The organism is Pseudomonas sp. HAR-UPW-AIA-41 (genome assembly GCF_002304225.1).
Taxonomy (GTDB): domain Bacteria; phylum Pseudomonadota; class Gammaproteobacteria; order Pseudomonadales; family Pseudomonadaceae; genus Aquipseudomonas.
On the sequence record NZ_NSLB01000002.1, the window covers coordinates 83,602 to 96,735 of the forward strand.

Below are 13,134 nucleotides of genomic sequence, written 5' to 3' on the forward strand. Positions count from 1 at the left end.
TCACTTATTCTCCCTTGGCCGCTGCGGCCGGTTGACCATTGGCGTCCAGCTGACCGCTTTCCTTCAGGGCCTTGGTCACTTCCGGCGGCATGTAATTCTCGTCGTGCTTGGCCAGCACTTCATCGGCAACCAGTACACCGTCGGCATCCAGCTTGCCGAGGGCTACGATGCCCTGCTCCTCACGGAACAGATCCGGCAGGATGCCGCGGTAGCGAATGGTCACGCTCTTGGCGAAGTCGGTGACCACGAACTCGACATCCAGCGAGTCGGCCGAACGCTTGACCGAACCCTTGGCTACCATGCCGCCGGCGCGGATGCGCGTGTCCTGCGGCGCCTCGCCATTGGCGATCTGGGTCGGGGTGTAGAACAGGTTGATGTTCTCCTGCAGCGCACTCAGCGCCAGCGCCACCGCCGCGCCCACGCCGACCAGAATGACCAGGACGATATACAGGCGCTTCTTGCGTACCGGATTCACTTCGCTTCCTCCCGGCGCAGACGGCGCGCCTCGTCTTGCAGGTAACGGCGCCGGGCCAGAATCGGCAGCACCACATTCAACGCCAGCACCAGCAGGCTGATGCCGTAAGCCGACCAGACATAAGGGCCATGATTACCCATGGCCAGGAATTCGCCGAACGAGGCAAAACTCATCACTTGTTCCCCGCGTTGACCAGACCTGCGACTTCATCCTTGACCCAGCGTGCCCGCGCCTCGCGGCGCAACACTTCCAGGCGCATGCGCATCAGAAGCACGGCGCCGAAAAAGCAGTAGAAGCCCAGCACCATGATCAGCAGCGGCAGCCACATCTCGGCACTCATGCTGGCCTTACCAGTGATCTTGAAGGTGGCCGGCTGGTGCAGGGTATTCCACCACTCCACCGACTTCTGGATGATCGGGATGTTCACCGCGCCCACCAGCGCCAGCACCGCGCAGGCCTTGGCCGCGCTGTCGCGGTTACTGATGGCATTGCCCAGGGCGATGATGCCGAAGTAGAGGAACAGCAGAATCAGCATCGAGGTCAGCCGGGCATCCCAGATCCAGTAGGTGCCCCAGGTCGGCTTGCCCCAGATGGCCCCGGTGATCAGCGCGATAAAGCACATCCAGGCGCCAATGGGCGCCGCCTGCTGCAGGGCCACGTCCGCCAGTTTCATCTTCCAGATCAGGCCGACTGCACCGGCAATGGCCATCATCAGGTAGCAGGACTGGGCGAGAAACGCCGCCGGCACGTGGATATAAATGATCCGGTAGCTGTTGCCCTGGTATTTCTCAGGCGGCGCATAGGCCAGACCCCAGACCAGACCGACAACCAGCAGCAGCACGGCAGCCACAGTAAGCCAGGGCAGCCAGCGGCCGCTCATTTCATAAAACCACTTGGGCGAACCCCACTTGTGAAACCACGTCCAATTCATCTGGGACTTCACTCTTCTATTCGGCCAGGCTGATTTTCAGCCCGGCAGCAATCGCAAAAGGTGTCAGGGTAACGGCCAGCGCCGCCAGGCTGGCCAGCCACAGCAACTGCCCGGCTGCCGGCAATCCCTGCAGGGAGGCCTGCAAGGCGCCCGTGCCGAGAATCAGCACCGGGATGTACAACGGCAGAATCAGCAGCGCCAGGAGCAGACCACCGCGTTTGAGGCCTACCGTCAACGCCGCACCAACCGCGCCCAGCAGGCTCAGCACCGGCGTGCCGAGCAGCAGCGACAGCAGCAGCACCGGCAGGCAACGTCCCGGCAACCCCAGCATCAGGGCCAGCAGCGGCGCCAGCAGCACCAGCGCCAATCCGGAGAACAGCCAGTGTGCCAGTACCTTGGCCAATACCAGCAGTGGCAGGGGTTGCGGCGAAAGGACGCACTGCTCCAGCGAACCGTCCTCGAAATCACTGCGAAACAAGCCGTCCAGTGACAGCAGTACGGCCAACAGCGCCGCTACCCAGATCAGCCCGGGTGACAGGGTCTGCAGCAGCTGGCTTTCCGGACCAACCGCCAGCGGAAACAGGGCGATGACAATGGCAAAGAACACCAGCGGGTTGGCCAGTTCAGCCGGTCGCCGGCACAGCAGACGTGCTTCCCGGGCCAGCAGCAGGGTAAAGAAGTTGCTCATGCGGCCCACTGCCCCAGGTCAAGTTCACGGTAGCTGGCCGGTTTGTGCCCCAGGCTGTGGTGGGTGGTGAAGACCACCGAACCGCCCTGTTCGCAATGGCGCGCCAGATGCTGTTCCAGCTGGGCGACGCCCTGTTTGTCGAGCGCGGTGAACGGCTCATCCAGCACCCACAAAGGTGGTGCCGGCAGATACAGGCGGGCCAGTGCCACACGGCGTTGCTGGCCGGCTGACAGGCGATGGCAGGCAACATCCTCATAGCCGCGCAGGCCAACGGCGGCCAGGGCCTGCCAGATGGCCTCGCGCTCGACCGGCTGATGCAGGGCGCAGAGCCAGGCAAGGTTCTCCTCGGCGGTCAGCAGGCCCTTGACCCCCGGTGCATGACCAATCCACAACAGGTTGCGGGTCAGCTCATGGCGCTGGCGCGCCAGCGGTTCCCCGAACAGTCGCAGTTCGCCACTGCTGGGTTCCATCAGTCCGGCAATCAGACGCAGCAGACTGGTCTTGCCGCTGCCGTTGGGGCCGACTATCTGCAGCATGTCGCCTTCGGCCAGACTGAACGCAAGGTCCTCGAACAGCATGCGCCAGTCGCGCTCACAGGCGAGTGCCACGGCTTCGAGAAGAGGACGACAGGTAGCTGGCACGGCGTTTTGCACTCAAGTCGGATGGGGCATGGCCGCTATACTGAAGCCGCACCCAAGGTGCCGCTCTAGCGCGGTCGAACCAGACAGACCGCTGGCGGCCTATGCTCGGGGCGCGATTATACACAGCGCACTTGTACCGCCGAAGCCGGCATTTTCAACAGGTTGTAACCCGATGACCTCCGAGATCGGCGCCACCCGCCCCTTGCCACCGACCAGCAGCCGCCCGCCCTCCAGCGCTGCGGCCGAACTGGCGATCAAGCTGCTGCAACCCCTGCAGGGCTTGCTGGCTACCGGCGAGCAGGTACAGGCAGAAGTCATCACCCTGCGCGAGCAGCAGCAAAGCTTCCAGGTATTGCTGAAGATGACCTTGGCCAATGGCCGCCAGGCCACCCTGCCCGCCACCAGCAACCAGCCTTTGCCCGAAGGTACGCGCCTGACCCTCACCGCCGTCTCCGAACAGCGCCTGTCGGCCACTCTTCAGGCCGGGCTGGACACGGCACTGACCCGTTTGAACAGTCAGGCCGCGCCAACCGGCAGCCTGCTGCAGGCCCGGGTGATCAGCAGCGAGTTGCAGGCGGCGGGCAAGAGTGGACAAAACCTGTACCGGGTACTGGCCAGCCTGCTCACCGGACAGCTGGCCGGCCAGCAGATCAAGCTCGACAGTCCGCAACCCCTGCCCATTGGCAGCCTGCTCAGCGCCCGGGTGATCGACAGCCAGACCCTGCAGTTCCTGCCACCCAGTGCCCAGCTCGACAGCCTGGAAATCCAGCAACAACTCAATCAGCAGCAAAGCCGCCAAACTTCCCTGGAGGCGCTGCTCAAACCCCTTAGCGACCTGATCTCCGGCAACAAGCTGACGCCGGAACTGCAAAAGACCGCCAGCCAGTTGCTCAATCAACTGCCGGACTTCAAGCAACTGCAGAACCCGGAACACTTGAGCAAAGCCATGGCCGGCAGTGGCAGCTTTTTCGAAGCGCACCTGCTAAGCCCTAATGCCCAACAGAGCCTGCCCCAGGATCTCAAAGGTAACCTGCTGCGCCTGATCGCCCAACTGCTGCCGCAATTGCCTGCAGGATCACCGCTGAGCAGCCCGCTGGGCGCCAGTCTCAACGTCAATCTGCTGACCCAGGCCCTGCCCACCCTTTTGCGCGGCATGCTCGGTGGTGCAGCACCTGGCAAAGCCAGCACTGCAGGCTTTCCGCTACCGGCCAGGCTGCTGACACAAGGCGGCGAAGATGCCGATCTGGAGGCCTTGCTCAAGCTCGCCGCGGCCGCCGTATCTCGCCTGCAGACACACCAGCTGTCCAGCCTCGGACAAAGCCAGACACTGGCCGACGGAAGCCAACTGACCACCTGGCAGATGGAAATTCCGCTACGCCAGGCGGAGGGCTTTACCAGCCTGCAGGTGAAGATCGAGCAGGAACAGAGCCCGGCGCAGCAGAAGAACAGCCAACCTCAAACCCTCTGGCGGGTTGATCTGGCCTTCAACCTGGAACCGCTGGGCGCTCTGCAGGTACAGGCACAGTTGCTGCGCGGTTGTTTCAGCAGCCAGCTGTGGGCCGAGCGTGCCAGCACCGCGCAGCTGGCCAACGCCGAACTGCCCTGGCTGCGTGAGCGTCTCAACGCAGCCGGCTTCAGCGTGGGTGAACTGGCCTGCCAGCAAGGCGTGCCGCCACAAGGCCCGCGAACCCAATTGCAGCAACGCTGGATTGACGAGAAAGCATGAGCAAGCATCCGAACCGCCAGGCCATTGCCCTGCAATATGACGGCAGCAATGCCCCCAGCCTGACCGCCAAGGGCGATGACGAGCTGGCCGAGGCAATCCTCGCCCTGGCCCGCGAGCATGAAGTGCCGATCTACGAGAATGCCGATCTGGTCAAGCTGCTGGCTCGCCTGGAGCTGGGCGATGCCATTCCCGAGGCGCTGTACCGCTGCATTGCCGAGATCATTGCCTTTGCCTGGCACCTCAAGGGGCAATGCCCGCCAGGTTTCACCCCCACAGGCAGCAGTGAACGGGATGTCACTCCAGACCTGCCACGGCTGGCGCCGCCAAAGGCCTGAAGGCCACCTGCTCACCTTTCAGTCCACGGCCCTGAGGCATGTCCAGCAACTGCCAGGCAAAGAAGCCCTCGCGGTAGTAATAGACCTGCGTGTAGCCCCAACTGACCAGCATCTCTGCAGCGACTGCACTGCGCGGGCACACCTCACTGTCGCAGTAGACCACCAGCGGTACCTGCCGCGGCCAGGCCTGATTGCCCATTTCCGCGAAATTGCCCGCCAGATCCAGATGCACAGCGCCCCAGACATGCCCCCACGACCACTCACGGGTCGGTCGCACATCGACAAACACCGCGCCCAGCTCGTGCAGGCGCTTGGCCTGCGCGCTATTGACCGTCATGGCGCCCGCCACCTCGACAGGCGCCTCGGCCGCGTGCAGTGAACTCATTACCAGCACCAGCAACAACCCACACAAGCGCAGCATGATCCGGCCCTCCCCGCGTCTTTCTTGAGCGTAGGCAAGGCAACATGCACAGCTTGGAACCATTGGCAGGAGCAAAACGTCTGCTAAGAGCGCGCAGCACTATCAGCGACGGCGGGAGATCACGCTTTGCGTGCTTGATGCAGGCGACTGACCAGTTCAGCCTCGGCTTTGGTCAGGCCACAGGAGTGCGTCAGATCATCAACGCTGGCGCCCATGCCAACCAAACGGGCGGCCTGGGTGAAGGACAGCGACGTCGGATCACGCTGTTCGATCTGACTGAGTTTATCCGGCAACGGGGCCACCACCCGGCGCAGCTCGTGCAGTTCTTCGCCCATGCGGATGCTCCCGGTGAGGTAAGCATCCAGACGCCGGGACAACTCTTTCAGCCGCTGGTCATAGGCAGCAGCCCGCTCGGCCTGCAGCACCGCCTGCTCACGCAGGCGTCCTGCCAGCCACACACAGGCGCCGATAAGGCCGACACACGTCAACCCCAGCAGACCCAGCGCGATCTCGAGCATCAGATGCCGTCCAGCTCAGACCACTCTTCTTCGCTCATCATCTTGTCCAGTTCGACCAGAATCAGCAGCTCGCCATTCTTGTTGCACACGCCCTGGATGAACTTGGCAGACTCGTCATTGCCAACATTCGGCGCGGTTTCCACCTCGGACTGGCGCAGGTAAACCACCTCAGCCACGCTGTCGACCAGGATGCCGACCACCTGCTTGTCCGCTTCAATGATCACGATGCGCGTGTTGTCGGTCACCGGCGCCGGCATCAGGCCAAAGCGCTGACGGGTATCGATCACCGTGACCACGTTGCCGCGCAGGTTGATGATGCCCAGCACGTAGCTGGGCGCGCCCGGCACCGGCGCGATCTCGGTGTAGCGCAGCACTTCCTGCACCTGCATCACGTTGATGCCATAGGTTTCGTTATCCAGTCGGAACGTCACCCACTGCAGAATCGGATCTTCGGAACCTTGTGCAGAAGACTTTTTCATTGTTCCCTCGCCTCGTCAAAACCACCAGTGGCGGCAAATACGGGTCTACCCGCTTGTTATCACTATAGAAGCCCAATTCTGATTGGGCTCGTCAAACCTTTGTCTTGCGTCTGTCGCTGGCAGCAATCAGCTCTGCCAACGCCGAAACATCAAGCAACGCACACATATGCTCGATAACTGTTCCAGCTAGCCAAGGCCGCTGAGTACGCTGACTACGCCACTTGACCTCACTCGGATCAAGGCGAATCGAGCGACTGACCTGATGCACAGCCAGCCCCCACTCACAACCTTGAATGGAGATAACGTACTGCAGCCCCTCACGGCACTCATCACGATAGCGCTCTGGCATTACCCAGCGCGCCGTATCAATGACTTTGAGGTTGCCTGCGGGCACCGGCAGGATGCCGAGAAACCAATCAGGCTGGCCGAACAAGGGCGTTAACTCCTGTCCTTCCAGAGGGCAAATACTACCGAGGCAAATAAGAGGCACTGCCAGCGTCAAACCAGCCACATCGAACAACAAGCACTCAAAGGGCTCATCTGCCCAACTCGGCCGCCCAACCCAGGGAGCACTGGCTGTTGGCGCTTTTTCCTCGACAACCACTGCAACTACTGGCGCAGGCGGCTCGATGGAGGGTTCGCTCACCGCAGGTGTTGTTTCTGTTACAACAACTGGCTCAACCACCGGCAAAAAACTGGGCAACAACGAAGGCAAGCCAAGCTCGCTTTTAACAGGCGGCAAACGCTCCGCCAAAGTCACTACCCGTGCAGAGGGCTGAGGCTGTCGGCGGGCATCACGCACCTCCTCCTCCAGTACCGCCGCCGCAAAATCATCCATATCAGTTTGAATGGCTACGCGGTGGGGAGAACCTGGCATCGCTGGCTCAAACTCAACCCCCCGGGCTGCTTCCAGCTCGCTCGCAGCATCCTGCAACAACGCATCCAGATAACTCTGAAGAGCCAGCTGAGAACGGGTATTGAGGCGCTGCGGACGATTCATTGGAAAAACCTTTTAGCCATAGCTGTGCAAACTATCGGCTGCAAGCATCGGCAACTTGAGCGCCAAAAGGCAACAAAGCAGATCATCACGCCACCTGGGTAGCCGGTTGATGGCTTAGCAGATGCTTGAGCAAGGCCCGATAGGCAATCACACCGCGACTATTGGGATCAAACTGAGAGGGCGTCAAACCCGCCCGACTGGCATCACGCAGCCGCGTGTCCACTGGCACATAGGCTTGCCACAGCTGCTCAGGATAGGTGTTACGCAACAGACGCAGTGTTGTCATCGACGCCTGTGTTCGACGGTCAAACAAAGTAGGCACTATGGTGTAAGGCAAAGCCTGTTTTCTCGAGCGATTGATCATAGTCAGCGTATTGGTCATACGCTCCAAGCCTTTTACCGCCAGAAATTCAGTCTGAACAGGAATCACCAACTGCTGACTGGCAGCGAGCGCATTGACCATCAGAACACCGAGCAATGGCGGGCTGTCGATGATGGCATGATCAAACTGCCCCCAGAGCTGCGCCAGGCTTTTGGCAATAACCAGCCCCAGGCCGTTCTGCCCTGGGGACTGTCGTTCTAGAGTAGCCAACGCCGTGCTGGACGGCAGCAACGCTATACGCTCATTGCTAGTGGGTAACAGTAGGCGCTGCGGCAGGCCATTTGGAACATTGCCCTGTTGCAGAAAAAGATCGTAGTTACTGTGTTCAAGTCCGTCAGGATCATGGCCAAAGTAGCTGGTCATCGAACCATGGGGGTCAAGATCGACAACCACCACGCGCTTGCCGGCGTCGGCCAAGAGGCCCGCCAAGGCAATCGACGTGGTGGTTTTGCCGACACCACCTTTCTGATTCGCAACAGCCCACACTCTCATGATAATGATCCTCTCGGCAGCGACCTGGCTTACCAAGATACTCGGCCAGTCAATTGGCCGGAGGCAAAGAATTGACGGCGCCCGCAGGCTGCGCCGGTAACTGAGGTGTTTCTGCAGGTTGCGTGCCAGCACGCTGCAGAGCAGCATCCGGCTTGGCATGGGCACTACCCACACCGCTCACGCTGCGGCGTATCTCCAGATTACGCGAAACCACAAGCACCACACGCCGATTACGTCCACGCCCCTCAGCAGTGTCATTTTCGGCAATTGGCTGAAACTCTCCATACCCAACTGCCGCCATGCGCCCTGGTCTTACACCATCAAGCGCCAACATTCTGACAATGCTCGCAGCCCTCGCTGTAGACAACTCCCAGTTGCTTGGATAGGGGCCGGCACTGATCGGAACGTTATCGGTAAACCCTTCAACGTGAATAGGGTTCTCGTAAGGTGCGAGGATCGCTGCGATCTTCTCAATGATGGCAAAAGCCCCCTCACTAGGCACTGCATCGCCACTCGAAAACAACAGACTGGAGTTGAGCTCGATTTCAACCCAAAGCTCATTGCCCCTTACAGTCAACTGGTTGGACTTGATCAGATCACCAAAAGATTGCTGCACACTCAGGGCAATCTGGTTCAACGAGTCCGTGGTCCCTGTACTCTCCTCACCTTCTGGCGCTGCATCCAGATCTGGCGAAATAGTACGAGGCTGCTCTTCGCCAATCGCAATGGGTTTGGTCGAACGCTCAGGTTGATTGAAAACGCCAACAAGGGTATCGGACAGTACCTTGTACTTGCCCTCATTGACCGAGGAAATCGAATACATCACAACGAAGAAAGCAAATAGCAGAGTAATGAAGTCGGCATATGAAACCAGCCAACGCTCATGGTTCTCATGCTCTTCATGACGCCGACGCCGACTCACAACCCTACTCCACGAAGCCTTGCAGCTTCATCTCGATAGCGCGCGGGTTTTCCCCTTCGGCAATGGAAAGAATACCTTCGAGCAACATTTCACGATAACGCGACTGTTGCAGTACCAGCGTCTTGAGCTTGTTACCTATTGGCAATAGCAACAAGTTGGCAAAACTCACACCGTAGATAGTGGCCACAAAGGCTACCGCGATACCACTCCCTAGCTGGCTGGGATCAGCCAGATTTCCCATGACATGAATAAGCCCCATCACCGCACCGATAATGCCGATAGTGGGGGCGTAGCCTCCCATGCTTTCGAACATCTTGGCGGCCTGAAGATCACGACTTTCCTGGGTATACAGATCAACTTCGAGGATGCTTCGAATAGCTTCTGGTTCGGCACCATCAACCAGCAACTGCAGACCTTTACGCGCGTATGGATCAGGCTCGCTGTCAGCAATTGACTCCAGGCCAAGCAGCCCCTCTTTACGAGCCTTCATGCTCCAGGTAACAACTTGACTGATGCCACCAAGCATATCGACGGCGGGTGGAAAAATGATCCAGCGCAAAATCACGGAAGCTCTTTTCAGAGCGGGCAGTGGCGTCTGCAAAAAGGCAGCACCAAGTGTGCCACCAATTACAATAAGCGCCGCTGGCCCATTAAGGAGAGCCCCAGCATGACCGCCTTCAAGGTAGTTCCCACCGATAATGGCAATGAAGGCCAGAATAACGCCGATGAGACTCAGTACATCCATCAGCTACAGGCCTCGGCCAAATGGCGGCCGATGTCATCGAGGGGGTATACCGCATCAGCCAGATTGGCTTTGACAACAGCCATTGGCATTCCATAGATCACACAGCTGGCTTCATCCTGCGCCCAGACCTGACTACCAACTTCCTTGAGCATCCGAGCCCCATCACGGCCATCTGCCCCCATACCAGTCAGTACCACAGCCAGCACTTTATCGGCATAGGCCTTGGCCGCAGAACCAAATGTGATATCGACGCAGGGCTTGTAGTTGAGACGTTCGTCGCCCGGCAGAATTTTGATCTGCCCGCGCCCATCAATCATCATCTGCTTACCACCAGGCGCCAGTAAGGCCACACCCGGCCGCAGCAGATCTCCATCCTCGGCCTCCTTCACATTAATGCGGCAGAGGCTATTCAACCGCTCGGCAAATGCCTTGGTGAAAGCCGCCGGCATATGCTGAATCAGGACGATGGGTGCCGGAAAATTAGCCGGCAACTGAGTCAGAACTCGCTGCAGAGCTACCGGGCCGCCCGTAGATGTTCCAATTGCGACCAAGCGATAGGCTTTTCGACGCACTGACGCAGAAGGAGGAGTAACAGGCACACGCGGCGATGGCGAAGGCGCCGTAGAGGCGTGACTGGACACGGAAGCAGGTGCTGCGACAGGCGCAGCACTAAAATTTGTTGTGCGACGATTGCTGCGAGCGATAGAAAGAATTTTCTCGCACAGCAACTGTTTTACCTTAGCGGGATTACGCGAGATGTCTTCGAAGTTCTTCGGCAAAAAGTCAACAGCGCCAGCATCCAGAGCGTCCAAGGTAACCCGCGCACCCTCATGAGTCAGCGAGGAAAACATCAGTACAGGAGTGGGACAGCGCTGCATGATGTTACGAACAGCAGTGATGCCATCCATCATCGGCATCTCGTAGTCCATGGTGATCACATCAGGCTTGAGTGCCATTGCCTGATCGATCGCTTCGCGACCGTTGGTAGCAGTGCCAACAACCTCGATACCACTGTCCGAAGAGAGGATTTCCGATACGCGGCGGCGAAAAAAGCCCGAATCGTCCACCACCAGCACTTTTACTGCCATACAGACTCCTCATCGCCAGCCAACAGTGGCTGGCGCATTTCAACCACGCCGAGCGTAGCGTTTAAGCATGCTGGGAACATCGAGAATCAAAGCAATGCGACCGTCGCCGGTGATGGTCGCACCCGCCATACCAGGCGTACCTTGCAGCTTTTTGCCAAGCGGCTTGATAACAACCTCTTCCTGGCCAACCAACTGATCAACCACGAAACCGATTCGCTGCGTGCCGACAGAAAGAATCACAACATGCCCTTCGCCACGCTCATCATAGGCGGCATTGGGCACCAGCCAGCGCTTGAGATAAAACAGTGGCAGTGCCTTGTCGCGCACAATCACCACTTCCTGCCCATCAACCACGTTGGTTCTGGACAGATCGAGATGGAAGATCTCGTTGACGTTGACCAGCGGGAAGGCAAACGCCTGATTGGCCAGCATGACCATCAGGGTCGGCATGATCGCCAGGGTCAGCGGCACCTTGATGATGATCTTCGAACCCTGCCCTTTGACTGAATAGACGTTAACCGTACCGTTCAGCTGGGAAATTTTGGTCTTGACCACATCCATGCCCACCCCACGACCGGACACATCGGAAATCTCCGTCTTGGTCGAGAAGCCTGGGGCAAAAATCAGGTTGTAGCATTCCAGTTCGTTGAGGCGATCCGCCGCATCCTTGTCCAGCAGGCCCTTTTCCACAGCCTTGGCACGCAGCACATCAGCATCCATACCCTTGCCATCATCGGAGATCGACAGCAGGATGTGATCCCCCTCCTGCTCGGCGGACAGCACGACCTTACCGGCACGTGGTTTACCGGCCGCCTCACGCTCTTCCGGAGTTTCCACGCCGTGGTCAACGGCATTGCGCACCAAGTGCACCAGCGGGTCAGCCAGAGCCTCTACAAGGTTTTTGTCGAGATCGGTTTCTTCGCCGACCAGCTCCAAATTGATTTCTTTCTTAAGGTTACGCGCCAGGTCACGAACCAATCGGGGGAATCGACCAAAGACCTTCTTGATCGGCTGCATCCGCGTTTTCATCACCGCAGTCTGCAGATCAGCCGTGACTACATCGAGGTTGGACACGGCTTTGGACATCGCCTCATCGCCGCTATTCAGGCCCAGACGAACCAGACGGTTTCGCACCAGCACCAACTCGCCGACCATGTTCATGATCTCGTCGAGACGCGCAGTGTCCACCCGAACCGTGGTTTCCGCCTCACTGGCAGCTCCGGCCTTGTCACCAGCGGCTGCAGGTGCTGCCGCAGCTCTGGCCGGTACAGAAGCTGATGCTGGCGCGGGTGAAGGTGCAGCAGTAGCTACTGGTGCCTTAGGCTCTACCCGTTCCGGAACCGGCTCACTGACGGCGGCCTTGCTAGTAACGGGAGGCACAGCGGCAGCAGGCTCTTCTGGGGGAACAAACTTACCCTTGCCATGCAACTGATCGAGAAGCGCCTCAAACTCATCGTCAGTAATATGTTCATCAGAGGCTGCTGCAGGGGCCACGCTGATACTCTGCTCAGCGGCCGGAGGAACAAACTTGCCCTTGCCATGCAACTGATCAAGTAACGCCTCAAATTCCGAGTCGCTTATTTCGTCGCCGCCTCCAACAGCCACAGGTGCCGGCTCAGCAGCTACAGGCGCAGCCGCGAACTTGCCTGGACCATGCAGATCATCGAGCAACTTTTCAAACTCGTCGTCGCTGATCTCATCACTAGCAACGCTGCTCGCAGGGCCTTCGACTGGACTAGTTTCAGCGGGGCCCAAAGCATCGAGAAGCTGCTCGAACTCACTGTCGGTGATGTCACCGGAAGCGACAGCTGCAGTCTCGACGACAACTGAAACAGGCTCTTCTACTACCGGAGCGGGTGCCGGAGCAGCAGGAGGTGGTGCACTGGGCGCCTCTCCCTGAGGTTCAGCCAACCGCGCCAGCGCCTGCAACAAGTCTGGTGAGGCTGGAATTGGCTCGGTACGCTCACGCACCTGGCTGAACATTTCGTTAACCGTATCCAGTGCCTGAAGCACTACGTCCATCAGCTCCGCATCGACCCGGCGAGCGCCCTTGCGCAAGATATCGAACACATTCTCGGCAATGTGGCAGCACTCAACCAGAGCATTGAGTTGGAGGAAGCCCGCCCCACCTTTAACGGTGTGAAAGCCCCGGAAGATGGCGTTGAGCAGATCCATATCATCAGGCCGGCTTTCCAGCTCAACCAATTGTTCGGATAACAGCTCAAGAATCTCGCCGGCCTCTACCAGGAAGTCCTGGAGAATTTCCTCATCGGCGTCGAAGCTCATGTAGG

At 59.2% G+C, this 13,134-nt stretch carries 16 protein-coding genes; 2 read left to right on the top strand and 14 right to left on the bottom strand.

Annotated features, from left to right (window positions below):
• Positions 1 to 4: 4 nt before the first annotated feature.
• Genes ccmE through ccmA form a run of 5 tightly spaced genes read right to left on the bottom strand, consistent with a single transcriptional unit; the run spans position 5 to position 2,735 of the window.
• The gene (gene ccmE, locus CK486_RS04675; protein WP_095939128.1) at positions 5 to 475 is read right to left on the bottom strand and encodes a cytochrome c maturation protein CcmE; all 471 of its coding nucleotides are present in this window, start codon (positions 473 to 475) and stop codon (positions 5 to 7) included.
• Positions 472 to 648 carry a heme exporter protein CcmD gene (gene ccmD, locus CK486_RS04680; RefSeq protein ID WP_095939129.1) on the bottom strand — a complete coding sequence of 59 codons (177 nt, stop codon included), beginning with the start codon at positions 646 to 648 and terminating at the stop codon, positions 472 to 474. Before ccmD ends, ccmE begins: the two co-directional genes overlap by 4 nt.
• A complete protein-coding gene (locus tag CK486_RS04685; protein ID WP_095939130.1) occupies positions 648 to 1,406 on the bottom strand; it encodes a heme ABC transporter permease in 759 nt (252 codons plus the stop codon). The genes ccmD and CK486_RS04685 overlap by 1 nt, the downstream gene beginning before the upstream one ends.
• Positions 1,407 to 1,422: 16 nt before the next feature.
• Positions 1,423 to 2,094 carry a heme exporter protein CcmB gene (ccmB, locus tag CK486_RS04690; RefSeq protein WP_095939131.1) on the bottom strand — a complete coding sequence of 224 codons (672 nt, stop codon included), beginning with the start codon at positions 2,092 to 2,094 and terminating at the stop codon, positions 1,423 to 1,425.
• Complete coding sequence (gene ccmA, locus CK486_RS04695) at positions 2,091 to 2,735, bottom strand: cytochrome c biogenesis heme-transporting ATPase CcmA (RefSeq protein ID WP_371915478.1); 645 nt, start codon at positions 2,733 to 2,735, stop codon at positions 2,091 to 2,093. Before ccmA ends, ccmB begins: the two co-directional genes overlap by 4 nt.
• Positions 2,736 to 2,907: 172 nt before the next feature.
• On the opposite strand from ccmA, the gene CK486_RS04700 reads away from it, so the two are divergent.
• On the top strand, positions 2,908 to 4,461 hold the full coding sequence (locus CK486_RS04700; protein WP_095939133.1) for a flagellar hook-length control protein FliK: 1,554 nt from the start codon (positions 2,908 to 2,910) through the stop codon (positions 4,459 to 4,461).
• Positions 4,458 to 4,796, top strand: a complete 339-nt coding sequence (locus CK486_RS04705) for an EscU/YscU/HrcU family type III secretion system export apparatus switch protein (RefSeq protein WP_095939134.1) — start codon at positions 4,458 to 4,460, stop codon at positions 4,794 to 4,796. Before CK486_RS04700 ends, CK486_RS04705 begins: the two co-directional genes overlap by 4 nt.
• Here the strand turns inward: CK486_RS04705 and CK486_RS04710 are convergent.
• The 9 genes from CK486_RS04710 to CK486_RS04750 form a co-directional block, all read right to left on the bottom strand.
• On the bottom strand, positions 4,756 to 5,217 hold the full coding sequence (locus tag CK486_RS04710; RefSeq protein WP_095939135.1) for a rhodanese-like domain-containing protein: 462 nt from the start codon (positions 5,215 to 5,217) through the stop codon (positions 4,756 to 4,758). The two genes, CK486_RS04705 and CK486_RS04710, sit on opposite strands and share 41 nt — an antisense overlap.
• A 119-nt stretch (positions 5,218 to 5,336) precedes the next feature.
• Positions 5,337 to 5,735 carry a DUF2802 domain-containing protein gene (locus CK486_RS04715; RefSeq protein WP_095939136.1) on the bottom strand — a complete coding sequence of 133 codons (399 nt, stop codon included), beginning with the start codon at positions 5,733 to 5,735 and terminating at the stop codon, positions 5,337 to 5,339.
• The gene (locus CK486_RS04720; protein ID WP_095939137.1) at positions 5,735 to 6,214 is read right to left on the bottom strand and encodes a chemotaxis protein CheW; all 480 of its coding nucleotides are present in this window, start codon (positions 6,212 to 6,214) and stop codon (positions 5,735 to 5,737) included. The genes CK486_RS04715 and CK486_RS04720 overlap by 1 nt, the downstream gene beginning before the upstream one ends.
• Positions 6,215 to 6,305: 91 nt before the next feature.
• Positions 6,306 to 7,214 (bottom strand): CheW domain-containing protein, encoded by a 909-nt coding sequence (locus tag CK486_RS04725; protein WP_095939138.1) that lies wholly within the window; start codon positions 7,212 to 7,214, stop codon positions 6,306 to 6,308.
• A gap of 85 nt (positions 7,215 to 7,299) precedes the next feature.
• On the bottom strand, positions 7,300 to 8,088 hold the full coding sequence (locus CK486_RS04730) for a ParA family protein (protein WP_095939139.1): 789 nt from the start codon (positions 8,086 to 8,088) through the stop codon (positions 7,300 to 7,302).
• Positions 8,089 to 8,137: 49 nt separating this feature from the next.
• The gene (motD, locus tag CK486_RS04735) at positions 8,138 to 9,010 is read right to left on the bottom strand and encodes a flagellar motor protein MotD (RefSeq protein ID WP_095939140.1); all 873 of its coding nucleotides are present in this window, start codon (positions 9,008 to 9,010) and stop codon (positions 8,138 to 8,140) included.
• A 4-nt stretch (positions 9,011 to 9,014) separates the two neighbouring features.
• Positions 9,015 to 9,755, bottom strand: a complete 741-nt coding sequence (locus CK486_RS04740; protein ID WP_095939141.1) for a flagellar motor protein — start codon at positions 9,753 to 9,755, stop codon at positions 9,015 to 9,017.
• Complete coding sequence (locus CK486_RS04745) at positions 9,755 to 10,843, bottom strand: chemotaxis response regulator protein-glutamate methylesterase (protein ID WP_095939142.1); 1,089 nt, start codon at positions 10,841 to 10,843, stop codon at positions 9,755 to 9,757. Before CK486_RS04745 ends, CK486_RS04740 begins: the two co-directional genes overlap by 1 nt.
• A 39-nt stretch (positions 10,844 to 10,882) precedes the next feature.
• Complete coding sequence (locus CK486_RS04750) at positions 10,883 to 13,129, bottom strand: chemotaxis protein CheA (protein WP_095939143.1); 2,247 nt, start codon at positions 13,127 to 13,129, stop codon at positions 10,883 to 10,885.
• Between the last annotated feature and the right edge of the window lie 5 nt (positions 13,130 to 13,134).